The organism is Dyadobacter arcticus, assembly GCF_011762185.1.
Lineage (GTDB): Bacteria > Bacteroidota > Bacteroidia > Cytophagales > Spirosomataceae > Dyadobacter > Dyadobacter arcticus.
Window position 1 is genome coordinate 1,008,035 of record NZ_JAASQJ010000002.1, and the last position, 23,543, is coordinate 1,031,577.

General features: G+C 43.7%; 21 protein-coding genes. 15 read left to right on the forward strand and 6 right to left on the reverse strand.

Translation table 11 applies throughout. The features are described from left to right. Positions 1-7 precede the first annotated feature (7 nt). The 3 genes from FHS68_RS12050 (at position 8) to FHS68_RS12060 (ending at position 3,687) form a co-directional block, all read left to right on the forward strand. The gene (locus FHS68_RS12050) at positions 8-913 is read left to right on the forward strand and encodes a BT_3987 domain-containing protein (RefSeq protein WP_167270290.1); all 906 of its coding nucleotides are present in this window, start codon (positions 8-10) and stop codon (positions 911-913) included. Positions 914-1,605: 692 nt separating this feature from the next. Continuing rightward, positions 1,606-2,850, forward strand: coding sequence for a pyridoxal phosphate-dependent aminotransferase (locus FHS68_RS12055; protein WP_167270291.1), 1,245 nt, complete (start codon positions 1,606-1,608; stop codon positions 2,848-2,850). Positions 2,851-2,898: 48 nt separating this feature from the next. Beyond that, positions 2,899-3,687: a queuosine precursor transporter gene (locus FHS68_RS12060; RefSeq protein ID WP_167270292.1), complete on the forward strand. Its 789-nt coding sequence runs from the start codon at positions 2,899-2,901 to the stop codon at positions 3,685-3,687. Between the two features lie 9 nt (positions 3,688-3,696). Here the strand turns inward: FHS68_RS12060 and FHS68_RS12065 are convergent, their stop codons facing one another. Further along, the gene (locus FHS68_RS12065; RefSeq protein ID WP_167270293.1) at positions 3,697-4,461 is read right to left on the reverse strand and encodes a TrmH family RNA methyltransferase; all 765 of its coding nucleotides are present in this window, start codon (positions 4,459-4,461) and stop codon (positions 3,697-3,699) included. Between FHS68_RS12065 and tamL the strand changes: the two genes are divergently transcribed. The 6 genes from tamL (at position 4,461) to secG (ending at position 11,671) form a co-directional block, all read left to right on the forward strand. Further along, complete coding sequence (gene tamL / locus FHS68_RS12070) at positions 4,461-6,920, forward strand: translocation and assembly module lipoprotein TamL (protein WP_208408287.1); 2,460 nt, start codon at positions 4,461-4,463, stop codon at positions 6,918-6,920. The two genes, FHS68_RS12065 and tamL, sit on opposite strands and share 1 nt — an antisense overlap. A gap of 151 nt (positions 6,921-7,071) precedes the next feature. Further along, positions 7,072-8,502, forward strand: coding sequence for a tRNA (N6-isopentenyl adenosine(37)-C2)-methylthiotransferase MiaB (miaB, locus tag FHS68_RS12075; RefSeq protein WP_167270294.1), 1,431 nt, complete (start codon positions 7,072-7,074; stop codon positions 8,500-8,502). Positions 8,503-8,636: 134 nt separating this feature from the next. Next, positions 8,637-9,929: a sigma-54 interaction domain-containing protein gene (locus FHS68_RS12080; protein ID WP_167270296.1), complete on the forward strand. Its 1,293-nt coding sequence runs from the start codon at positions 8,637-8,639 to the stop codon at positions 9,927-9,929. Continuing rightward, positions 9,913-10,467 carry an LptE family protein gene (locus FHS68_RS12085; protein ID WP_229211865.1) on the forward strand — a complete coding sequence of 185 codons (555 nt, stop codon included), beginning with the start codon at positions 9,913-9,915 and terminating at the stop codon, positions 10,465-10,467. The genes FHS68_RS12080 and FHS68_RS12085 overlap by 17 nt, the downstream gene beginning before the upstream one ends. 55 nt (positions 10,468-10,522) lie before the next feature. Next, positions 10,523-11,176 carry a DUF8458 domain-containing protein gene (locus FHS68_RS12090; protein WP_167270297.1) on the forward strand — a complete coding sequence of 218 codons (654 nt, stop codon included), beginning with the start codon at positions 10,523-10,525 and terminating at the stop codon, positions 11,174-11,176. Between the two features lie 84 nt (positions 11,177-11,260). After that, positions 11,261-11,671 (forward strand): preprotein translocase subunit SecG, encoded by a 411-nt coding sequence (secG, locus tag FHS68_RS12095; protein WP_167270299.1) that lies wholly within the window; start codon positions 11,261-11,263, stop codon positions 11,669-11,671. A gap of 76 nt (positions 11,672-11,747) precedes the next feature. Here secG and FHS68_RS12100 read toward each other — a convergent pair whose 3' ends face one another. Beyond that, entirely contained in the window at positions 11,748-12,455 is a 708-nt protein-coding gene (locus FHS68_RS12100) for a hypothetical protein (RefSeq protein ID WP_167270300.1), read from the reverse strand. A gap of 229 nt (positions 12,456-12,684) precedes the next feature. On the opposite strand from FHS68_RS12100, the gene FHS68_RS12105 reads away from it, so the two are divergent. Together FHS68_RS12105 and groL are read left to right on the forward strand one after the other, a co-directional pair. Continuing rightward, positions 12,685-12,981, forward strand: a complete 297-nt coding sequence (locus FHS68_RS12105) for a co-chaperone GroES (protein ID WP_031526862.1) — start codon at positions 12,685-12,687, stop codon at positions 12,979-12,981. Positions 12,982-13,040: 59 nt separating this feature from the next. After that, positions 13,041-14,672 carry a chaperonin GroEL gene (groL, locus tag FHS68_RS12110; protein ID WP_167270302.1) on the forward strand — a complete coding sequence of 544 codons (1,632 nt, stop codon included), beginning with the start codon at positions 13,041-13,043 and terminating at the stop codon, positions 14,670-14,672. A gap of 79 nt (positions 14,673-14,751) precedes the next feature. On the opposite strand, the gene FHS68_RS12115 is transcribed toward groL, so the two are convergent. Beyond that, positions 14,752-15,411 carry an ABC transporter ATP-binding protein gene (locus FHS68_RS12115; protein ID WP_167270304.1) on the reverse strand — a complete coding sequence of 220 codons (660 nt, stop codon included), beginning with the start codon at positions 15,409-15,411 and terminating at the stop codon, positions 14,752-14,754. Between the two features lie 87 nt (positions 15,412-15,498). Here FHS68_RS12115 and sucC point away from each other — a divergent pair, with 87 nt between their 5' ends. After that, a complete protein-coding gene (gene sucC / locus FHS68_RS12120) occupies positions 15,499-16,722 on the forward strand; it encodes an ADP-forming succinate--CoA ligase subunit beta (protein ID WP_167270306.1) in 1,224 nt (407 codons plus the stop codon). A gap of 126 nt (positions 16,723-16,848) precedes the next feature. Here the strand turns inward: sucC and FHS68_RS12125 are convergent, their stop codons facing one another. From FHS68_RS12125 to FHS68_RS12135, 3 genes are all read right to left on the reverse strand, one after another. Then, entirely contained in the window at positions 16,849-18,183 is a 1,335-nt protein-coding gene (locus FHS68_RS12125; protein WP_167270308.1) for a GntP family permease, read from the reverse strand. Between the two features lie 9 nt (positions 18,184-18,192). Continuing rightward, positions 18,193-19,344: an alpha/beta hydrolase family protein gene (locus FHS68_RS12130; protein WP_167270310.1), complete on the reverse strand. Its 1,152-nt coding sequence runs from the start codon at positions 19,342-19,344 to the stop codon at positions 18,193-18,195. Positions 19,345-19,416: 72 nt separating this feature from the next. Continuing rightward, the gene (locus tag FHS68_RS12135; protein ID WP_167270319.1) at positions 19,417-20,292 is read right to left on the reverse strand and encodes a diacylglycerol/lipid kinase family protein; all 876 of its coding nucleotides are present in this window, start codon (positions 20,290-20,292) and stop codon (positions 19,417-19,419) included. 43 nt (positions 20,293-20,335) lie between these two features. On the opposite strand from FHS68_RS12135, the gene FHS68_RS12140 reads away from it, so the two are divergent. From FHS68_RS12140 to FHS68_RS12150, 3 genes are all read left to right on the forward strand, one after another. Continuing rightward, entirely contained in the window at positions 20,336-21,370 is a 1,035-nt protein-coding gene (locus FHS68_RS12140) for an App1 family protein phosphatidate phosphatase (RefSeq protein ID WP_167270321.1), read from the forward strand. Positions 21,371-21,479: 109 nt separating this feature from the next. Then, positions 21,480-22,166 carry a response regulator transcription factor gene (locus tag FHS68_RS12145; RefSeq protein ID WP_167270323.1) on the forward strand — a complete coding sequence of 229 codons (687 nt, stop codon included), beginning with the start codon at positions 21,480-21,482 and terminating at the stop codon, positions 22,164-22,166. A 9-nt stretch (positions 22,167-22,175) separates the two neighbouring features. Further along, positions 22,176-23,543: a sensor histidine kinase gene (locus FHS68_RS12150; RefSeq protein ID WP_167270325.1), complete on the forward strand. Its 1,368-nt coding sequence runs from the start codon at positions 22,176-22,178 to the stop codon at positions 23,541-23,543.

Consider the following 23,543-nt stretch of genomic DNA (forward strand, 5'->3'; position numbering starts at 1 on the left):
ACCTGATATGAAATATCCGATAAAAATAGCAGGCCTGCTCCTGATAGGAATGGCCTTTACATCTTGCTTAAAAGATGATATAGCACTGGATCCGGACAAATCGACCAATGTTGTCGAATTCAAGAACCCTTCCAGCTTTGCTTCGCCTAGTGGCAGTAAATACTCACTATACAGCAGGGCATTTGACCTTGCGCCGGAAAACGATTATCCTATAACCGTCAGTTATTCCGGAGCCGACGTGGCGCCGGAAGATATCACGGTAACATTGGGAATCGACACGGCTGCGTTGAGCCAGTATAATGCTGAGCAGGAAACACATTTTGATCTGATCGACCCGGCTGTCTACACCTTGCCAACTACGGTGGTTATATTAAAAGGGCAACGTCAGGCTGTTGTGCCACTTAAGGTTAAAAGCGACCTGTTTGATTTCAGTAAATCCTACGTTCTGCCTATCCAGATCAAATCAGCTTCTACAGGACAGGTAAGCGGTAATTTTGGAACGATACTGTTGGCGGTTTCGGCGAAAAACATCTATGATGCAACATACACTGCAACCGGCTATGTTTATCACCCTTCGGCACCAAGGGCTGTAAGTGCGCATAAAGACTTGATAACAGTATCGCCGACAACCGTGAAGGTAGAACTTGGCGATTTAGGAGGGGCAGGTTATTTTGCTAATCTGACAGTTAACCCAACCACTAACAAGGTGACGATAACGCCTGCAGCCGGGGCAGCGGGAGGAGCTTATACGCAGTTTGACACTGCCTTGCCAGCTCCTTATGCTCCTGCCTGGCCAAATGCTGCCAAAGCCAACAACACCTATGATCCAGCGACCAAAACCTTTTACCTGAGATACGGTTATATGGGTGCCAGCGGATGGCGCGTAACGGAGGAAATCCTGGTACGCGAGTAAAAGCAAGCCTAAGATTTTTGATTTTTTATCGTGATTTTAAAGGCCGGTCGTTTGACCGGCCTTTCTTGTTTCAGGGCTTTTTGAGTCGGAACTATTTCCGAGAATAAACCTGGCAACCTGCGGTTTTCGCAAAAGGATTTGGTTGAGCTGCACTTAGATTTGTAATATTATTTGCTTCATTTAATCCGAACCTTCGTCATCAAACCCGTCGGACATTGCAAAAGATCAAAGCTTTTTGCTGCTAACCTCGACTCAACTTGCAGTTCAAGCAATGATACTTGAAAAGTTTAAGGAACTTCCTTTGGACGAAAGAATTAGCAAATTAGAGAGGTTGCAAAAGTTATTCAGAACATTCAGACAGAAGATGATTTGTCCAATGTTATCAAAATTATTGGCTTTTTCATGATGTACCTAACTGGATCTGTCATTTACAATCTGGTGCCTGAAAGAAACGAAGAAGTCATACAATTTGGAAGGTACTTTTTATATTCACTCGTTGTGCTGGGCTTAATAATAAACCTGCTGATCTGGCGAAGGTCAAAGAACCATTGAAATATTAAAAGCTGGTATCAAAGCAATATAAAACATGGCTGGTCTGCGGATCAGGCATTAAAAATACCGGTTACGTCCATTCTGGCCTATTTTCATATATTTACTTACCTTTGAAGTAAATTTTTATTGGTCAAATCAAAATGGAATTCCTTAAAAGCCAGCGCCTCAACAACCTCAGATACGAAATCCGCGGTGCTACTTATCAGAAAGCGCTGGAACTCGAAAGCCAGGGTTACAAAATTCATAATCTGAATATTGGTAATCCTGCCCCGTTCGGTTTTGATTCGCCCGACGAAATTGTTCACGATATCATTATGAACATGCGCAATGCACAGGGCTATTCGGATTCAAGAGGTTTATTTGCTGCACGGAAGGCTGTGATGCATTACACCCAGACCATTGGAATTCAGGATGTCGAAATCAATGATATTTTTATTGGTAACGGTGTAAGCGAACTGATCCTGCTTTCCATGCAGGCGTTGCTAAATCCAGGTGACGAAATCCTAGTCCCTTCCCCCGATTATCCGCTTTGGACCGCATCCGTTGCATTGAGTGGCGGCATACCAGTACATTATGTTTGCGATGAGCAGGCTGACTGGAACCCCGACCTGGATGATCTGGAAAAGAAGATCACGCCCCGCACCAAAGGCATTGTCCTTATCAACCCAAATAACCCTACCGGTGCCGTTTACGAAAAAGACGTATTGATCCGCGTTGCTAAAATCGCTGAGGAGCATGGGCTGATCATTTTCTCAGATGAGATCTATGACAAAATCCTTTATGATGACGCGGTACATCATCCAATGGGATCTCTGGTAACCGAAACATTGTGCGTAACCTACGGAGGGCTTTCTAAAAATTACCGCTCGGCCGGATTCAGAGGGGGTTGGATGATCCTGAGTGGTGCGAAACACAAAGCAAAATCATATTCAGAAGGATTGTTGCTCCTGGCAAGCATGCGTCTGTGTGCCAATGTACCTACGCAATACGCTATACAAACCGCGTTAGGGGGTTATCAGAGTATTAAAGAATTGGTTGCGCCAACAGGAAGATTGAACAAGCAAATGAACCTGGTCTATAATCGGCTGACTTCTATTCCTGGAATTACCTGCGTGAAGCCCAAAGGATCTCTATATGTATTCCCGAAAATTGACCTGAAAAAATTCGGCCTTAAAACAGACGAAAAGTTTGTTTATGACCTGCTCAGCGACCAAAAAGTGCTGGTAGTGGCCGGAACCGGATTCAATTACATATCCGACGACCATTTCCGGATCGTGTTTTTGCCAACTGTGGACGAGCTAAATCAGGCCTTGGACAAAATTGAATTTTTTCTCGAAAATCGCAGGGTTTTATCAACACGCACGGTTGAAGAAATTGTTGCCTGAGTGGATTGCCACACCGGCTAATGCTTGCTACTATTCCTCCTCTTGACCATGTCTATACAGGAACCAAACGTCCAGGAAGCCAAAAGGCAACGGCTTTTTTTATTGCTTTGCGGCATATTTCTCACCAATGCCCTAATTGCGGAAATCATTGGCGGCAAAATCTTTTCAGTAGAAGCATTACTGGGTATTGCCCCTGCACAGATAGGAATAGGCGGACAACGCTTTGATTTTAACATGACGGCTGGTGTGATCAACTGGCCAATCGTATTCATTACCTCCGATATCATCAATGAATACTTTGGTCGTAAAGGCGTTAAACGCATTTCACTTCTTACCGCCTGCTTTATCGCGTACACTTTCATCACAATTCTGGCAGCTACGCTCCTGCCTCCTGCACAATTCTGGCTGGAACTTAATAAGACTGACAATCAGGGCAATGTATTTAATATTAATGATGCATTTACCAAGATATTCAACCAAGGACTGGGTATTATGATCGGTTCCATTGTAGCCTTCCTGCTTGGTCAGTTGCTGGATGTTTACGTTTTTTCATGGTTGCGCAGAAGGACTGGAAGTAGGTTTATCTGGCTCAGAGCGACGGGATCTACGATGTTTTCTCAATTGGTAGATAGTTTCGTGGTTATCGGCATTGCCTTCTATGTCTTTGGAAACTGGGATTTGAAATTGGTATTTTCAGTCGGTACGATCAACTATTTATACAAAGGTGTTGTGGCGATCCTGCTTACTCCATTGCTTTACGTAGCTCATTATTTTATTGATAACTATCTCGGAAAGGAGTACGCTGAGGAGCTGTCCCACAAGGCGGCGCACGAGTAACAACGATTTTTACAATTTTGCGGAGAGCTGCCTTCTCATATTATCAAGCATTACCGCGGTGGCAATCCCGACATTAAGTGACTCCGCTTCTCCGAATCTTGGAATCATCAACTTATCTGTCACAAATGATTCCACTTCCTGCCCGATGCCATTGGATTCATTACCCATTACAATAAAACCGCCTTTCGGTGAAAACTGAAAATCGTAAATTGAGTCCCCTCCCAAGAATGCCCCAACAATGCTTTGGCCTTCTCCATGATCCGACAGATAGGTTTTAAGATCCGTGTAAAACGTCCTGACCCGCGTGAAAGATCCTTTGCTGGCGGCAACGACTTTGGGATTGTAAAAATCTGTTGAATCCGTCGAACAAATGATCTTATTTATCCCATACCAATCTGCTACCCTGATAATGCTACCCAGGTTTCCCGGATCGCGCACATCGTCCAGGATTAACACATATTCGGAATCCTGTAAAGACAAAAATTCATTTTGCTTCGTTTTAGCAACAGCCAGGCAGGAGTCGTTGGTTTGAAATGAGCCGGCACTTTCCAGCTCTGCAATGGTCACCGTTTCTGGCCTGGTGCTATGGCGGGATAGAATACTTGAGTATTTTTGCTGAAATTCCTCTGTTGCAAGTACAAACTCAATGTCAAAATCGGAACTCAGCAATTCCAGCACACTTTTACCACCTTCAACAATAAAAGATTGATGTAATTGCCGGTACTTCTTGATTTTAAGCGAGTTAATATACTTTATTCGATTTTTAGAAAGCATTGAATATCAATTCTAAGATTACATACAGCTCGTTTATTTTTCTTATCCTGTCGGGATTGCTGTCCTGCGCACCCAAATCTTCATCTCCTGCAAAAAGTTATTTTCTCGGAACTTCGTCGATTAAAGGCAATCACATGATCAACGATTCGGAACTGGATGGATTGATTCCTCAGAAACCCAACAGACGTCTCTTAGGCCTTCCGTTTTTCCCGTACGTGGGGCTTTATCGTTTTGGTGAGCTATTTTATAACCGGGAAGAAAAGCAACGTAAAGTAATTGAAGTCACGCAGAATTATCAGAACGAATCTCGTATTCATGAAAATAATGCGCGAAAGCTGGAAAAAATACAGCGCAGATATGCCAAGAAACTTGAAAAAGCGCAGATAAGGGCAGAGCAGGGTAATTTTTGGATGCGCGTTTTAGGAGAAGCGCCTGTTTACTATCGACTCAGTGAAGTAACCCAGAATGTAGAAAAAATGCAGAAATACCTGTTCAACAATGGTTTTTTTGAGGCAAAAGTTGGCTTCAAGCCGGATACTATTTTTAACAGGATAAGGGTGAATTATTTGGTTACCGAAAATCGTCCGACCATTCTCAGGGAGGTCGATTATCAGGTAAAGAACTATTTCGCCGACAGCATAATTGATGCAAATTCCAAGAACGCCCTTCTTGTTGGAAAAAAGAGATACGACGGCGATTCGTTCGAAGAAGAGCGTGTCAGGATCGAGACGTTATTGCGAAATGAGGGTTATATGGGCTTTTCGAGACAAAATATTTCTTACCTGGTCAACGATACCATTACCAATGTTAAGACTGACAGCAATTTCAAATCCGTTGATGTTAAGGTGAACGTAGATATGGGAGCCGTCAACAAGCCCGTCCGGTATGTGATCAATTCTGTTCATTTTGAAGTTTTACCTCCTGCCGGTATACCCGATTCTCTTTTCCGCAAGGATACCGTCACCTATCAACGGATCAAATATGCTTTTTCTGACAAGCGTTTTTCGACGAAGATTTTAGATAGCAAAATTCAGGTTAGGCCGGGAGAATTTTACAGCCAGAAAAAGGAAAGAGATACCCAGCAGCAGCTTTCACTGACCGATCAGTTTGACTTTGTAAATTATAGTTATACACTTGATTCAACTGGGAGGGGCATTAACAGCTATTTTAAAGTAATTCCTTTAAAAAAGTATCAGATCTCCACCGATGTTGGTCTGAATGTAATCCAGCTCCAGGGAACGCCGGGGCCTTTCGCTAACCTTTCTTACAAGATCCGGAACGTGTTCAATGGACTGGAAAATTTCGAGGCTAACCTTCGCGGCGGCATCGAGCTGGTGCCCGGCTTTCTTGGTAATCAGCAAATTTATAGAAGTGAGGAAATTGGATTAAATACCTCGCTATTTTTTCCCAGGTTACTTACGCCAGCTAACCTGCTCCAAAAACAGTCTGCCAGCTTCAACCCGAGGACACAGGTAGGATTGGGTTATAATTATGTAAATCGCCCGGAATACACCCGTACCAATGTTAAGGTCGCCATGACTTATTCCTGGCAACCGACGAATACCACCCTTTTTAACCTTTCGCTGGTCGACCTCAATATTCTAAATACCCAAAATATCCGACCCGATTTCAAAAGCCTGCTGGACACCTTGTATTTGCAGGGTAATAACCTTATCAACAGTTTTCAGAAATCCTTTGTATCTGACATCAATTTTAACTTTGTATACAACACCAATCCATTGGTCGGCCCTCCCAAAAACGCCCGGTATTTCAGGGTAGCATTGGAATCGGGAGGTACCACTTTGAATGTCCTGCCCAAACAAGAAGATCTGATTAAGGAAGTTTTCGGAGATCTTCAGTTTTACAAATATCTGCGCTGGAACGCTGATTACAGACGTTATTGGCCGATTGGAAAGAAGTCGGCTTTTATAGCGAGAGTTAATACCGGCGCGATTTATAGTTATGGGGACAGCAAAGTCCCACCTTACGAAAAGTACTTTTTTGCGGGCGGATCTAATAGTTTGAGAGCCTGGCTTCCCCGGCGCCTTGGCCCTGGCTCCTCGCCTCCCCGGCTGACTTCCAATAATTTATCCATTGAATCCCCTGGTGAATTCCTCTTGGAAGGCAACCTCGAATGGAGAGGATATCTCGCCAAATTCTTCGGGGATATCAATTACGCACTTTTCATCGATGCAGGAAATGTCTGGAACCTAAACAGTACCGCGACAGAATCTCAAAAATTTGAAGCAAATAGCTTTCTCCGCGAAATTGCGGTGGGGACAGGGTTTGGTATACGCTATGATCTTTCATTTTTTATTCTCCGTTTCGACTTTGGGATAAAAGTGTATGACCCTGCTTTGCAACGATTTGTGCTGGATGAACTGCAATTCAATAAGCTATTCAAAAGGACACAATCCAACTTTTTGAACGTTAATCTGGGTGTTGGCTATCCCTTTTAATCGGAGTAATGCTGGTCATAACTCTATGACAGTTTGTCAGTTTTCAACGATTTCTTCCTATCTTTGCAGTCTTCGACTTGAAACAGAAGCGGGCATTTCCACCACCTTGCGGCTTTCTTAAGTTACTCAGACGTTTAAGATTTCCTTCCAAATGGAGCATAGAATTTCAAATTCATTAAAAATATTAACAGAAGCAGATAAGGAGGCTTGTGAAACGGTGCGCGTTTCAGAAAATGAGCCTGTTACCCATAAAAAGCGGCTTTTTATTGAGAGTTACGGCTGTCAAATGAATTTTGCAGACAGCGAGATCGTGGCATCTGTGATGCGCGAAGCCGGATATGCAACCACGTCCGACGTAAATGATGCAGATCTTATATTCCTGAATACCTGTGCAATCCGCGAAAATGCCGAGCAAAAAGTGCGGAACCGGCTGGTCCATTTGAATTTTGTAAAAAAGAAAAAAGCGGGCGCATTAATTGGCATCCTCGGATGCATGGCAGAAAGGCTGAAAGCGCAATTGCTTGAAGAAGAGCAAATGGTTGACATTGTAGCAGGCCCGGATTCCTACCGTGACCTACCGCACCTGGTCCTCGAAGCCGAAACCGGTCAGAAAGGAGTGAATGTTTTCCTGTCCAGAGAAGAGACTTATGCCGACATTTCGCCGATACGCCTCAACTCAAACGGCGTGACTGCATTGGTTTCGATCATGCGGGGTTGTGATAACATGTGCAGCTTTTGTGTTGTACCATTTACACGTGGCCGGGAGCGGAGCAGGGATCCTTTTTCCATTGTTAAGGAAGCCGATAATTTGTTCCGTAACGGTTATCGTGAAGTAACATTACTTGGCCAGAATGTGGATAGCTACAAATGGCAGAACCAGGTTAAATTCGCTCAGCTGCTTGAAATGGTAGCCAAAATAAGTCCAGAACTTCGTGTCAGGTTCAGCACATCGCATCCCAAAGACATTACCGACGAAGTCCTTTATACCATTAAAAAGTACGACAACATTTGCAAATACATTCACCTGCCTGCGCAAAGTGGCAATAGTAGGGTCTTGGATTTGATGAACCGGACTTACAACCGCGAATGGTACCTGGAGAGAATTAACAGCATTCGAAATATTTTAGGGGAAGACTGCGGCATCTCTCACGATATGATTTCTGGATTTTGCACTGAAACCGAAGAAGAACATCAGGATTCTATTTCATTACTCGAATATGTGAGGTTTGATTTTGGTTATATGTTTTCCTATTCCGAACGTCCCGGGACATTGGCAGCTAAAAAATTTAAGGATGATATTTCAGCGGAAGTAAAGCAGAGGAGGCTTGCCGAGATCATTGAAGTGCAGCAAAGGATTTCTCTTGAACGGAATCAAAGGCTGATTGGTACTGTTCAAAAAGTATTGGTGGAAGGGACTTCCAAGCGTTCTGAGAATGATTTTACAGGCAGAATAGATCAAAACAAAAAAGTAGTTTTCCCGAGAGAAAATTTCAAAAAAGGTGATTATGTCAATGTACTGATCACCGAGTGCACCGCCGCCACACTTAAAGGAAAAGCGCTGGTCGAGGTTGAGGCTGTTTAGTTAAAATAAAGTAAATGAGTGAATTTTAAATGAGTGAATAAATTTACAGTCATTCAGTCATTCAGTCATTCAGTCATTCACTCACTCACTCATTAAAGCTAATAGCCAACAGCTAATAGCTAATCCCAATTTGAATGAATCCATCAGAAATACAGGCAATAAAAAATCGTTTCGGAATCATTGGTACTTCACCAGGCTTGAATCACGCTATCAATGTGGGCGTTCAAGTGGCAGCAACCGATCTGACGGTGCTGATAACCGGAGAAAGCGGCAGTGGTAAAGAATCTTTTTCAAAAATAATCCATAGCTTGAGTTCAAGAAAGCACGGACCTTTTATTGCCATCAACTGCGGCGCAATACCGGAAGGAACCATTGATTCCGAGCTTTTCGGACATGAAAAAGGCGCATTTACCGGCGCATTGGATGCGAGAAAAGGTTATTTTGAAACCACCAATTCCGGGACTATTTTTCTGGATGAGGTAGGTGAAATGCCGCTGGGAACGCAGGCCAGGTTGCTGCGTGTATTGGAAAACGGTGAATATATCAGAGTAGGTTCTTCCAAAGTTTTAAAAACCAATGTCCGCGTCGTGGCTGCAACCAATGTTAATTTGTTGGATGCGGTGAATAACGGAAAGTTCAGGGAAGACCTCTATTACAGGCTCAATACCGTTCCCATTTATGTCCCCCCTTTGCGGGACCGTGGTGAAGATATTTTGCTTCTGTTTAGAAAGTTTACCAATGATTTTTCCGAAAGATACCGGACAAAACCTGTCCGGCTGGACGGTGATGCAAGAGACTTACTATTGCAATATGCATTTCCGGGCAACATCAGGCAACTCAAAAATATTGCTGAGCAAATAACGATTCTTGAAACAGACAAAGAATTGCCGATCAGTGGTGAAACGCTCAATAACTATCTCAACCCCGTCCAGCCGTCGACCCGGAAGGCGCTGATCCCGCTCCGTTCAGACGACGCAAGTACCTCTTTTTCGGAAAGGGAGCTGCTATATAAGGTTTTGTTCGATATGCGGCGCGATATGACTGAGCTTAAAAAGCTGGTTAGAACCGTTTTAGAAAATGAAAAATATGGCGGCGACATGTTAAAAGACCATCAGGAGCTGTTCAATTCCGTTAATAATACCGAACCTGTCATCAATACGGCAACTAAGGAACCTTCCAGGCTGCTCGCCCCGCCCCCTTCACGGACAGTGGATCTGGACCGTTATTCCGATGAACGTGGTGAAATTGAAGACGTTGTCCATGTGACCGCCGAAGAGGAGTCGCTTTCTCTGGAAGACAAAGAAAAAGAGATGATTATCAAAGCATTGCGTAAGAATAATAATAAGAGAAAGTATGCAGCAAACGCATTGGGCATATCTGAGCGGACGTTATACAGGAAAATCAAGCAGTATGATATTGAAGAATAATAAATTGAATGGTATCTCTCTTAATGGCAATGGTAAAGGGTGGATTTTGATGTTCCTGCTTTTGCATTGCTCCGTTTTCATTTCCAGTTGTGGGGTGTACTCTTTCACAGGAACCAATCTATCGCCCGATATCAAGACTTTCAGCGTGCTTAACTTTACAATGGGTACAGCTGGCGGGCCTTCTGATTTGCCTCAGCGATTAACCGAGGAACTCAAAGAATATTTTCAACGAAATACGAGTCTGATCAGCCAGCCGGGTGGCGGAGATCTGGTTCTTGAAGGATCCATTGTAGGATATGACGTCCTGGCCGCGGCTCCAACTGCGAATGACCAGGCGGGACTTAACCGGTTGAATGTGACAGTCCAGGTTCGTTATACCAATGGCAAAGACGAAACCAAAAATTTTGACCAATCTTTTACCTACTACGCCGATTTTCCTCAGGATCAAACTCTTAACCAGAATGAAGCACGGCTCCTGCCTACTATCCGTGAAAATCTTGTTCAGCAAATTTTCAACAAATCGGCTGCCGACTGGTAGGACAATCCTTTTTTAGCTAATTTCATCTCCCTATCTAACGCATTGAATCCAGCTCATGGCAATCATTGAAAAAGAAGTGTTCAGTCAGTTGGTGAAACATCCTCGTGAAATTAGCGCCGATATAATTGCGAGTTTAGAAGGCACTATTAAAGCATTTCCTTACTGCCAGATTTCCTATTCATTGTTGGCCAAAGCCTATGCAGGCACCGAAAAGCTGGATGAAACCCGCCCAAAGGCGGCAGCATATGCATTGAGCCGCGTTGCATTGCAGCAATTGGTAGAAAATAACACCGAACGTTACGATGCCTCTGTCAATATTGAGGAAATTTTAGAAGCACAGGAAAAAGCAGTTCCGCAAAACGGGGAGGATATATTGATCAGCCTGGTGGAACAGCAGATAACTCCTTTGCAATTACAGAAATCCGAAGAGCAAAAAAGACAGCAACAGATTATTGAGGGTTTTATGAAGAAAAACCCTCGAATGGCTCGTCAGGAGAATAATCTTGAACCCATCGCGATCGATCTTAGCGGCAGAGTTGCTGAATCAGGCGCCGGAAATGTTGAAACAGAAGCCTTCGCAAAAATACTGATCCGCCAGGGTAAAATTGATAAAGCAATCGACGTCTATCAGAAATTGATCTTGAAAAAACCAGAAAAAAGGAATTACTTTGCGAAAAAATTAAGTGAGCTGAATCATTACAATGAATGAGTTAATGCTTTTATCAAGCTAACATTCACTCATTCACTCATTCACTCATTCAATCATTCAATCATTATTAAAATAGTATAAGTCATGTATTTGGGTTTGATTATTCTTGTGGCGATTGTAGCAGTGTTGCTAATTCTGGTTGTGTTGGTTCAAAACTCAAAAGGTGGCGGGCTCTCAAGTGAATTCAGCGGTGCAGGCACAACCCAAATGTTTGGCGTAAAAAAGACAACTGATTTGCTTGAGCAAATTACCTGGGGGCTGGCAGGTGCAATAATCCTGATCTCCTTAGCTTCCTACATTATTGTAGGCGGAAGCAATGAAAGCGGCGGTATCAATAGTATTAATGTCGATAGGGCTCAGAACGCTGTTGTCCCTGGCGGAAAAATTGCTCCCGCACCCGGAGGTGCGGCACCCGGAGCTACTGCTCCTGCCGGATCACAGTCTGCGGCTCCTGGCGCAACGACTCCCGCAGCTCCGGCTGATACTACAAAATAATTCAGGATTTTTCCTCAATAAAAATGGGTTCACGATGATTTCGTGAACCCATTTTTATTGATTAGTCATGGGCCATTTATGTAATATTTATCTCTTTCAGCATTAACTTTTTCGCAACCGGAAGCAATGTTTCATGAAGCGGGTAGTCATGGTTGGACTCCACAATGTAGGTAGCAGGATTAGGTAGCGAACCATTTTTCCGGGTTAAATCTACTTTTATCTGGGATACTGAATTACCAATTCCTATTCTCACCGTTTCCAAAAACCAGGTTTTCAAATAACGCTCCTTCATTTGATCATATAGCGCCAGTTGGTACTGAAATACGCTCACGAGCGGCTGAAATGTATGCAAAAATAGCAGATAACCTTCCTGAAGTCGCAGCGGAACAATGCCAACAGGAGAAATCCTTACATTTCCTTCCACTTCATCAAACCGCTCCGTTCCATCTGCAATCGACTTCGAAAATCTCGGAATCGAGAAGTCAAGAATGTAATTCAGGTCTTCCATATATGGATCGTCCTGATGTACTTCCTCATATTCCAATTTCCAGGTATTCGTATTAATGCCTGACAGGTTTTTGGGTAACGAAGTTTTGATCCTGCTCTTGCTAGACCTTATTTCGGAGCATGATTCAAAATGAAACTGCAATTCGGGTAGGTAGGGATGAAGACGGTTGCTCGTGAATTCGTGATTAATGTGTTGCAAATAAGCCATTAACACATATTTTTTATGCTCAAAATCAAAAATTCCTTCTGTTAACCAATTGTTTTGGAGGTTTGTCATAGGACTATAATTTGGTGCCGATAAAATTTAAGCATTTTAAAACATGGAAACAATGTTTTGAATTTCCTGTCATACTAATAGCCGTATATTCATATAACGACCGGGTTAGGTACAAATTTGTCACATTCGCCGGAAAAAATGTCAGAGGCGGTAAGGCTGGCATAGATTGTGCTTACCGGTTGTTAGTCAAATTAATTACTGACAATCAAAAAACAAACGTTTAATATTTATGTCAACTTTAGCAGAAATACAAGTGAACGTACAACCTCTGGCTGATCGTGTTCTTGTAGAACCAGCCCCAGCCGAAGAAAAAACTGCATTTGGTATCATTATCCCTGATACAGCCAAAGAAAAGCCACAACGCGGAACTGTAGTTGCCGTTGGCCCAGGTAAAAAAGATGAGCCTCTCACAGTAAAAGTAGGTGATACCGTTTTATATGGTAAATACTCAGGTACTGAATTAGCATACGAAGGAAAAGATATCCTGATTATGCGCGAATCAGATATATACGCCATCATTGGTTAATCGTCTGACATTTTATTTCATCTAGTTTCTCTAAAAGTTTTTCCAAATTATTAATTGTTATGTCTAAGAAAATATTTTTTGACACAGAAGCACGCGACAAGATTAAGCGTGGTGTGGACACCCTGGCTGACGCCGTTAAAGTTACATTAGGACCTCGCGGTCGTAACGTAGTAATCGACAAAAAATTCGGTTCTCCAAGCATCACTAAGGATGGTGTTACTGTTGCTAAAGAAATCGACTTGAAAGACCCTATCGAAAATATGGGTGCTCAGTTGGTGAAGGAAGTGGCTTCAAAAACGGCTGATTCCGCTGGTGATGGTACTACCACTGCAACTGTTTTGGCACAAGCGATTTATTCAATCGGTGTGAAGAACGTAGCAGCTGGTGCTAATCCAATGGATCTGAAACGTGGTATTGACAAAGCAGTTTCTGTTATTGTTAAAAACCTTGAAAGTCAGAAAAAAAATATCTCCACTTCGAAAGAGATCGCTCAGGTAGCAACAATTTCTGCTAACCATGACGAAGAAATCGGTCAGATGATTGCTGAGGCGATGGAAAAAGTGGGTAAAGAAGGTGTTATCACTGTTGAAGAAGCGCGTGGTACTGAAACAGAAGTTAAGACTGTTGAAGGTATGCAGTTTGATCGCGGATACCTTTCTCCATATTTCGTTACAAACACTGAGAAAATGGAGGCTGAATTGGAGCGTCCATATATCCTGATCTCGGAGAAAAAAGTTTCTTCCATGAAAGAACTTCTTCCTGTTCTGGAAGCAGTCGCTCAAACTGGTCGTCCTTTGCTTATTCTTTCGGAAGATGTTGACGGTGAAGCGCTTGCTACATTGGTAGTAAACAAAATCCGTGGTGCATTGAAAGTAGCTGCTGTTAAAGCTCCTGGTTTCGGTGACCGTCGCAAAGCAATGCTTGAAGACATCGCTATCATCACTGGTGGTACCGTTATCAGCGAAGAACGCGGTTTCAAATTGGAAAACGCAACTTTGGAATACCTTGGTACCTGCGAAAAAGCGATAATTGACAAAGACAATACTACTTTGGTAAATGGTGCAGGTAACTCTGAAGATATTCAAGGCCGTGTAAACCAAATCAAAGCGCAGATCGAGAATACAACTTCTGACTACGATCGCGAAAAACTTCAGGAACGTCTGGCTAAATTGTCGGGTGGTGTGGCTATCCTTTATATCGGAGCCGCAACTGAGGTTGAAATGAAAGAGAAAAAAGACCGCGTTGACGATGCATTGCATGCAACCCGTGCTGCTGTTGAAGAAGGAATCGTAGCTGGTGGTGGCGTTGCCTACATCCGTGCTGCTGCTGCTCTTGAAGGCATGCAGGGAAACAATGAAGATGAGACCACAGGTATCAACATTATCCGTGTTGCGCTGGAATCACCTTTGAGAACGATCGTTTCCAACTCAGGTCAGGAACCATCTGTTGTTCTTCAGAAAATCAAAGAAGGAACAGGTTCATACGGTTACAACGCTAAGGATAATGTTTATACAGACCTTTTGGAAGCTGGTATCATTGACCCTAAGAAAGTATCCCGTCTTGCTCTTGAAAACGCAGCATCTATCGCAGGCTTGTTGTTAACAACGGAATGTGTGATCGCTGACGAGCCAGAAGAAGCTCCTGCCGGCGGTGGTCATAGCCACGGTGGCGGAATGGGCGGCATGATGTAATTAATCCGTTTTATATACAAGAAAAGCCGTCGGGATTAGTTCCGACGGCTTTTCTTGTATATAGTTCCTCGTTTTCTTTTTAAACCATCAACCCATCCTGCATGACAAGTCGCCTGTCTGCCATTTCTGCCAGTTCCTCATTATGTGTCACAATCACGAATGTCTGTCCGAATTCGTCCCGCAGCCTGAAAAACAATTTGTGCAGGTCCAATGCATTGTGGGAATCGAGGTTACCGCTTGGTTCGTCCGCCAGGACGATGGCCGGCTTGTTTAATAGTGCCCTGGCCACGGCAACGCGTTGCTGCTCCCCGCCTGAAAGTTGCGAAGGCAGGTGGTCTCTCCTTCCGGAAAGGCCTAGTAATTCAAGTAATTCTTCACCTCGCTTTTGTAGTTCCTTTTCACCCGCATTTCCGTTAATGTAACCAGGCATGCAAACATTTTCCAATGCTGTGAATTCTGCCAGCAGGTTATGAAACTGGAAGATAAATCCGATCTTCTCGTTTCTAAATCTGGCGAGATCTTTGTCCTTTTGCGTAAAGACATTCACGTCTTCAATAAATACCTGCCCTTCCTCCGGCCTGTCCAGTGTTCCGAGGATATGAAGAAACGTACTTTTACCTGCCCCGGAAGGCCCAACAATCGCGACAATTTCACCCTTTTTTACTTCCAGATCGATGCCCTTCAAAACCTGTAATGAACCATATGTACGCCTGATTCCGCGTGCCTGAAGTAATTGCATACCTGAAAAGATAATTGGCTTGATTCCTACGCCCGTTTTGATTAATTCCTTAATTTGCCGTAAAAATACCCATTTACTTTTATTCTCATGAATATTCACGAATATCAAGGCAAAAGCGTTCTTAAAAAATACGGTGTCCGTATTCAGGAAGGCCTTGTCGCTGACACGCCCGATAAAGCGGTGGAAGTTGCGCGGGAGCTAAGCCAGCAAACAGGCACCAAATGGTATGTTGTTAAATCTCAAATTCATGCAGGTGGTCGCGGAAAAGGCAGGATCGTAGGCACTGAACAACGTGGCGTCGCACTTGCCAAATCCGTTGAAGACGTAAGGACCATTTCAAAAAACATTCTGGGAAAAGTATTGGTAACACACCAAACTGGTCCTGACGGAAAACGGGTCAACAAAGTACTTATCGCCGAAGACGTATATTATCCAGGGCCAAGTGAGCCAAAAGAATATTACTTGTCAATTCTTTTGGATCGTGGTAAAAATTGCAACGTTATCATGGCCAGCACCGAAGGTGGGATGGACATTGAAGAAGTTGCAGAGCATACCCCTGAAAAAATCATGAAAGAATGGATTGACCCAAAAGTGGGGTTGCAACCATTCCAGGCACGTAAAGTGGCTTTTGCCTTAGGGCTCGAAGGTGATGCTTTTAAAGAAATGGTGAAATTCATAGGCGCTCTTTACAAAGCTTATATTGAAAGTGATGCAGCGATGTTTGAAATCAACCCTGTTTTGAAAACATCTGATAATAAGATACTTGCAGTTGACGCAAAAGTAGATTTGGACGATAACGCATTGTTCCGTCATCCTGAGCTTGCTGAAATGCGTGATACCAATGAGGAAGATCCTTTGGAAGTAGAAGCAGGCGCTAACAACCTGAACTATGTAAAATTGGACGGAAACGTGGGTTGCATGGTGAATGGAGCGGGTCTTGCGATGGCTACGATGGATATTATCAAATTGTCGGGTGGTGAGCCTGCTAACTTCCTCGATGTTGGGGGTGGTGCCAATGCACGCACTGTTGAAGCCGGTTTCCGTATTATCCTGAAAGATCCTAATGTAAAAGCGATCCTGATCAATATTTTCGGAGGTATCGTACGTTGCGACCGTGTTGCGGCTGGTGTTGTGGAAGCTTACAAAGCTATCGGCGAAATCCCGGTTCCAATCATCGTTCGTTTGCAAGGTACAAACGCTGAAGAAGGTGCCCGTATCATCAACGAGTCAGGCTTGAAAGTATATTCTGCAATTGAATTCAAAGAAGCCGCTACGAAAGTTTCAGAAGTTCTGGCTGAGTTGGGGGTTTAAGAGTAATATTAGTGCCATTATTAATTTGGCACATCCCCTTTTGTCACCCTAAGCGAAGCCGCGGCCGCTTCGCTTAGGGTGACAATGTTTTTGGGACGTTTGTTGGTGACAACCAACAACGGCATGCTACCCCAGCAAAAACCAGAGCACCATTGTCGCTACAAAACTTACAATCCCCTGCAGTCCCGTTAATATCGTATGTGTGCGGTGAGTATCCCTGGCGGAGATTCCTGTGAATTGGGATACTACCCAAAACCAGGCATCATTGGTGTGAGAAACAACCATAGCGCCACTGCCAACAGCCATAACAACCAATGTGATTTGAATAGGCGTGACAAAACCTAGTGATGTAAGAAGAGGCGCCAAAATGCTTGTAGTGAGCACCATAGCTGACGTTGTTGATCCCTGGGCAGTTTTGAAAAATAATGCAATCACGAAGGCAATGAGCAGCAGATAACCGCCCGACATTTCATTGTACAATAACCATTCACTAACCATTTCTTTCAACGGGGTTTCTTTAAGAATCGCTCCGAAAGCCCCACCAGCCCCGACTAAAACCAGCGTCGTTCCGCAATGTTCAATGCCGCTTTTGAAACAGGCCATCATTTTTTCTGCGGCATGTTCAGGAAATAGTGAATAGCTAAAAAAGATAGCCAGGAGAAAGGACACCAGCGGGCTGCCCAGAAACCCCAGCCATTTTGTCCAGAATTCAGGAAACTCCAAGATCTTGGCGAAAGAAGCTAATGTGATCAGGATAATAGGTAACAAAATGGGCATAAAAGCCTTCCAGGCAGGCGGCAGGCGCTTTTCCTGAATGATAACCGGCTCTTCGACTGCGGACGTAGGAACAATTTCAACGTTTTTAGCATACTTTCCTGCAAACCAGGTCGACAAGAACAAACTTGGGATTGATACAATCAGACCTATTAAAATGACTAGACCTACCGAGTCGGCGATTCCCAGGTTTCCCGCAGCTGACAATGGCCCGGGGGTAGGCGGAACCAGTGTGTGCGTAGCGAAAAGTCCGCCTGAAAGTGATAATGCAATGGTACCGAGTGGCTTACCGGTTCTTTTCGCCACGATCTGATTAAGCTTATGCAAAATGATAAATCCTGAATCGCAAAACACCGGTATGCCGACAATGCCGCCAATAACTGACATAGCAAATGCAGGCCTTTTTTCACCAAATAATTTCAGGATCACATCTGCAACCTTAATCGCAGCTCCGGATTTGTCGAGAATGGCACCGATGACGCATCCCAAAATGACCATCAGGCCAATTTTTGCCATTAATTCCCCAAAACCCTTTCCAATGGTCTCGGCCAATTTATCAATCGGTAAGCCAGCAAAAACGCCCACCCCGATAGCTGCCAGAAGCAAGCCAACCAATGGGTGTAATTTGAAAACCGTTGAGCTGAGAACGATAAAAAGGATCGCGAGGAGAACAATGACGATGATCATAGGTAATGATTATAAAACACCCATGACCGCATCGTCTCCCATTAATGCATTTGCTGGGCGCGGGTGATCGGTATTGAACACTTCCAAATCGCTTTGTTCAACAACTTTTGCAGGATCTTCATTGATATCCCCATGTGAATCGGTAATTGCTTTTAAATCCAATCCAAGATGTTTGGCCATAAAACGGTACATCGCCTTTCGTTTGGAAGGACCAAAATCATGCTTTTCATCCGCAAAATGAACGCCTTCTAATTGGCTCTTTTTTCCGTATAACTTGTATATGTTTTCAATGAATGGAAATTCTACCAAAGGCGTATTCTTGGTCCAGTCGCCACCGTCGGAAATCAGGATCATGGGGCGAGGTGCTGCCAGTGCGGCGATTTCTACATTATTGGTTTGGAAATCACCGTTTTTGTGAATTGGGAGGCCGCTTTCGCAAACGCAGCCACCAAAGAAATAAGCAGATACCATTACAACGGGAACAGATACCTTCACCCGGTCGTCCAAAGCAGCCAGCAAAAATGTCTGGGTTCCCCCACCCGATTCGCCCGTAACCGCAATTCTCTCAGGATCCACGCCTTCAATGGATAAAAGATAATCCAGCGAGCGGATACTATTAATGGTCTGCAACTTCAAAGCCTTCGCCATTTTATGCTCACATTGCTTCGAATCACCCTGGCCTACCATATCCCATACGAATACAATTGCGCCCATTCTGGCCAAAGAAGCACAACGTTTCTGAGTTTGATCCCGAAACCTGCCATGCGGATTTTCGCCATGTCCGTGCGGACACAGTATCCCCGCATATGCGGTCTGTTTTTTCAAAGGTTTGTATAAATTTCCCGTAACATAAATACCCGGCATACTTTCAAAAGCTACATTCTCAATGGAATAACCGTCCATTTCCTTTCTACTGTGGACAATTGGTTTTGATGGTGGCTTGGGTGGCAGCGTTTGGAGATCCATCCCTTCGCGGATCTGCTTTCTGATCGCTACTGCACGGGTTTCCCATTCTAATTTTGAAGCTACTTTATGCTTTTCAAGAAAGGCTTTGCCCTCCTCCTCCGTAAAGTAAGCACCTTGGCAGAGTTCAGCGGTTTGGGCTACGGCTTCAGAGGTTATCAATAAAATGCCAAGCAAAAAGAGGAAAGAAGTCTTCATTTGAATTGGGAAGTGATTTGGAATAAAAGGATTTGGAGGGTGGGGAATACTTATTACTTCGGACGTCGGCCATTAAGGAACCGCTACCTTAATGTACCCTTTCAAAATATGTGCTTCCACGTGCTTTACCGTTCCTTTATATTCTCCGTCGATCTGGAAATGTACTTCCTTATCAATGCACTCAATATCAGCTTTTTCAACGGAAATTACCTGCATGATCTCCGGGTTGAAATCCGTGTTACCAGCCAGTATTTTCGCCGTTTCTATAAAATCGAGCTTTTTAGCAATCACCAGTTCAAACATACCATCAGACATATCACCTGCCGGATTGATTGTTACGCCCGTCCCATATTTCTGCGCATTGGCAATGATAACGATCAATGCATCAGTCTCAATCACCTGATCCCCAGCCGTAATCCTCACCTGGAAATTTTCATGTTCACTCAAAGTTTTCAGCATTTCCCGCGCATAACCCAGTTTCCCACGCGTTTCGCTGTTTTCATAATTTTTAACTAAAAGCGCGTTAAGACCTACATCACTGAGATGCAAACTAATATCTCCATTAATGGACACAGCATCGATAAGCACTGTATTATTTCCAAACGCTACTTCCATCGCCTGGTCCACGGATCCGGAAAGTCCGAAATCAACTGAAAGCCCGTTTGCAGACCCGGCCGGGATAATACCCATGATCACATCAATCCCATAAACTGCCTGGGCAACCAGCGAAATGGTACCATCGCCACCGGCCACCAAAATTCTTTCAGGATGAATATGTTCAACCATTTCCCGGATCGTTTCCAGGTCTTTTTCACCAGTAGTAGGGTAAATACGCAGGTCGTAGCCTTCTGATTGCGTTTTTTCAATGATCCTTTCAAAAATCACATCTTTATCCACATCACCGGATATGGGATTTACTACCAGCAAAATTTTTCGTTCTGAAAACATATTGTCTAAATTAGGAACTTCAAGTGGGGAGATAAAGATAGTTATGAAACGTTGTGCCTTAAAACTGTACCGTGGTTACGCAAATAAAAAGGAACTTGTTGTTTTCGGGCACATTGTCAAGAAATATCCTTCCGGTGATCGAAAATATACCCGAAGCGGATTCCGCTATGCCAGGACAATCATCGAACTTTTTTCAGTCAAAACCATTCCTTTTCTGAAAGTCACCTTGCGGGTTGGCAATCTGGTTGCAGAAACAACTGCGGAGGAGGACGGATATTTTCGTTTTCAGGTATCTTTTGCAGAAAGCATGCCAAGTGGCTGGCATACCTACGAAGTGACCATCGATGACGAAATTGAGGGCAGAAAATACCAGACAAGCAGTACTGAGGAATTTTTTCTCCCTTATAAAACCTCTTACGGGCTGATCTCCGACATTGATGATACTTTTCTGGTCTCACATAGCAGGCGGTCTTTTAAGAAACTTTTTGTCCTGCTATCCAAGAATGTCCAAGCCCGAAAGCCCTTTGATGACGTTGTAAACCATTATAAGCTGTTATCCTTCGCAAGCCGCACCCATCCGCAAAAAGAGAGTAACATCTTTTTTTATGTGTCTAGCAGCGAGTGGAATTTGTATGATATGATCGTTCGCTTTGCGGAGTTAAATGGCCTGCCAAAGGCGGTTTTAAAATTGAAAAAGATCAAATCCGGACTGGATGATTTTGTGATGACGGGCGGCGGATCTCATTTGCATAAGCTTCGTAAGATCCATAATATCATCAATTTTTATCCCGAATTACAGTTTATCCTGTTAGGCGATGATTCGCAAAAAGATCCGGAGATTTATGAAGAAGTGTGCAGGACTTTCCATTCCAATATTCGCGCCGTTTATATCCGACAAACCCGTACTCGGAGTCAGCCGATGACCACCGCCTTGATGAAAATCATTCAGGAATCCGGCATTGATACCTGCTATTTCGCACATAGCAACAAAGCCATCATGCATTCTCTTGAACACGGGATTGTTTTCCAGGCTCCCGCGGACTTGCCTCCAGAAATCCTTCCCGAAAATCTCTCCTGATTTAGAAATGACTTTTTAGCATATGAAGGAAAATTCAATTTACCACCCATTGCTCAAGCCAGTAATTTTGTTTTTGATACTGTAAAACATCCGATTTTAAAATCTGATAGTGAAAAAAATCCTGATTGTTGAAGATGATCGTAGGATCGCGCAAAACATTTTTCGTGGATTAGCCACCGAGAATTTTGAAAGTGAAATTGCTTACGACGGCATTACTGGAAAGCAACTGGCGCTGGACAAAAAATTTGACCTGGTACTGCTGGACGTAAACTTGCCCGGAATGAAGGGATACGACGTTTGCCAGCAGATCAGGATCTACAAACCGACGCTGCCGATTATCATGCTCACTGCTTATGGCGAGATCGAAGATAAAATTGAAGGACTTAGCCGCGGCGCAGACGATTATATCGTAAAACCTTTTGATTTCCGCGAATTACTTGCCCGTATCAATGCCCAATTGCGGGTTTCGGAAGTGAATAATCCGGAAGTTACCGACAAGATCCTCCGCATCGCAGATCTGGAAATGAACCTTGGTACCAAGCAGGTCAAGCGGGCGGGGAACATGATTGACCTTACTGCGAAGGAATTTGCATTGCTCGAATATTTCCTGCTCCACCGCGGCCGGGTGGTTTCCAAAATGGACCTGGCAGAACATGTATGGCACCTAAATTTTGATCCGGGTACGAATGTTGTCGAGGTGTATATCAATTACTTACGAAAAAAAGTAGATAAAGATTTCCCGACCAAGCTGATCCATACCCGTCCGGGAATGGGTTATATTATGAAAGAAGAATAGCGCGCCCGAATGAAGATCAAGAATCGAATCGCATTGCAATTCACACTGTTGGTAGCAGCAGTTCTTCTGCTATTTTCCGTTGCGATTTACAGCGTTTCCGAACATTATCGTCAGGAAGAATTTTACGATCGCTTGAAAAGCCGCGCGCAGACCACATGCCGCCTGTTGGTGAAGGTAAAGGGCATTGATAAAGACCTTCTTAAAACCATCGATCAAAATACCCTTTCCGAAATGCTGGATGAAAAGGTTTTAATATTTGATTCAAGCAATGAGTTGATCTATTCCAGTGTAGACGATAAATTGTTGACCTATGAAAAGGAATTGCTGAACGAAGTAAAACAGTTGGAGTTCATGGAATTCCATCAGGGTGAGAATGAGGTAATTGGTCTGCTTTATCAAGAAGGAGATGAACCATTGGTGGTGCTGGCTTCCGCATATGATACCTTTGGCCATAGCAAGCTGGATAACCTGAGAAGCACGCTCTTATGGGGATTATTGGCCGGAATTGGCGTCACAATTGTGTTAGGAATCTATTTTGCAGGCAATGCGTTGCGACCGATCAGCCGGATCAATGAGCAGGTTTCACTTATTACAGCCCAAAATTTATCCCAGAAACTCGATGAAGGCAACCGCAAAGACGAAATTGCACAGCTTGCCATCAATTTTAACACCGTGCTCTATCGTCTCAATAAAGCATTTGAACAACAGAAAAGCTTCGTATCCCACGCTTCTCATGAATTGCGAACGCCTTTGGCCGCATTAAAATCCGAAATTCAACTGGGCCAGCGCTTTACCAAAAACAACCCTGACCTGGAAGAAGTCTTTACCAACCTCTTTTCGGATACGGAGCGATTGATCAGCATTACCAATAACCTGCTTTTCCTGGCGCGCTCCTACGAAAACATAGGTACCATGAAAATGCTGCCGATCCATGTAGAAGACCTGGTATTTTTGGCCAAAGAAGAGCTCTTATCCGCCCATCCGGATTATAGCGTGGTTATTGACTATGAAAGCATTCCCGAAAATGCAAATGAAACGGTGATTAAAGGCAATGAGGAATTGCTGAAAAGGGTATTTTCCAATTTGCTGGACAATGCATGTAAGTATTCTCCTGACCACCAGGCACATATCATGATTTCTTCCAATAATAAATCGTGCATAGTGAAAGTGAAGGACCTGGGAATCGGGATCAGCCAAGAAGATATCCCCCATATTTTCAATCCATTTTTCAGATCTTCCAATACTTCCCAGCTTCCCGGCTTCGGGATAGGCCTCTCCATTTGCCAGCGCATCGTGGAATTGCACCATGGCGAAATTTCCGTAGCCAGCGAAATTGGCAAGGGAAGTGAGTTCCAAGTGCAACTAAACCATGTTTAG

Coding starts and splice junctions, on each gene's coding strand:
- FHS68_RS12050 (WP_167270290.1), top strand. CDS start 8: ATGAAATATCCGATAAAAATAGCAGGCCTGCTCCTGATAGGAATGGCC.
- FHS68_RS12055 (WP_167270291.1), top strand. CDS start 1,606: ATGGAATTCCTTAAAAGCCAGCGCCTCAACAACCTCAGATACGAAATC.
- FHS68_RS12060 (WP_167270292.1), top strand. CDS start 2,899: ATGTCTATACAGGAACCAAACGTCCAGGAAGCCAAAAGGCAACGGCTT.
- FHS68_RS12065 (WP_167270293.1), bottom strand. CDS start 4,461: ATGCTTTCTAAAAATCGAATAAAGTATATTAACTCGCTTAAAATCAAG.
- miaB (WP_167270294.1), top strand. CDS start 7,072: ATGGAGCATAGAATTTCAAATTCATTAAAAATATTAACAGAAGCAGAT.
- FHS68_RS12080 (WP_167270296.1), top strand. CDS start 8,637: ATGAATCCATCAGAAATACAGGCAATAAAAAATCGTTTCGGAATCATT.
- FHS68_RS12085 (WP_229211865.1), top strand. CDS start 9,913: ATGATATTGAAGAATAATAAATTGAATGGTATCTCTCTTAATGGCAAT.
- FHS68_RS12090 (WP_167270297.1), top strand. CDS start 10,523: ATGGCAATCATTGAAAAAGAAGTGTTCAGTCAGTTGGTGAAACATCCT.
- secG (WP_167270299.1), top strand. CDS start 11,261: ATGTATTTGGGTTTGATTATTCTTGTGGCGATTGTAGCAGTGTTGCTA.
- FHS68_RS12100 (WP_167270300.1), bottom strand. CDS start 12,455: ATGACAAACCTCCAAAACAATTGGTTAACAGAAGGAATTTTTGATTTT.
- FHS68_RS12105 (WP_031526862.1), top strand. CDS start 12,685: ATGTCAACTTTAGCAGAAATACAAGTGAACGTACAACCTCTGGCTGAT.
- groL (WP_167270302.1), top strand. CDS start 13,041: ATGTCTAAGAAAATATTTTTTGACACAGAAGCACGCGACAAGATTAAG.
- FHS68_RS12115 (WP_167270304.1), bottom strand. CDS start 15,411: ATGCAATTACTTCAGGCACGCGGAATCAGGCGTACATATGGTTCATTA.
- sucC (WP_167270306.1), top strand. CDS start 15,499: ATGAATATTCACGAATATCAAGGCAAAAGCGTTCTTAAAAAATACGGT.
- FHS68_RS12125 (WP_167270308.1), bottom strand. CDS start 18,183: ATGATCATCGTCATTGTTCTCCTCGCGATCCTTTTTATCGTTCTCAGC.
- FHS68_RS12130 (WP_167270310.1), bottom strand. CDS start 19,344: ATGAAGACTTCTTTCCTCTTTTTGCTTGGCATTTTATTGATAACCTCT.
- FHS68_RS12135 (WP_167270319.1), bottom strand. CDS start 20,292: ATGTTTTCAGAACGAAAAATTTTGCTGGTAGTAAATCCCATATCCGGT.
- FHS68_RS12140 (WP_167270321.1), top strand. CDS start 20,336: ATGAAACGTTGTGCCTTAAAACTGTACCGTGGTTACGCAAATAAAAAG.
- FHS68_RS12150 (WP_167270325.1), top strand. CDS start 22,176: ATGAAGATCAAGAATCGAATCGCATTGCAATTCACACTGTTGGTAGCA.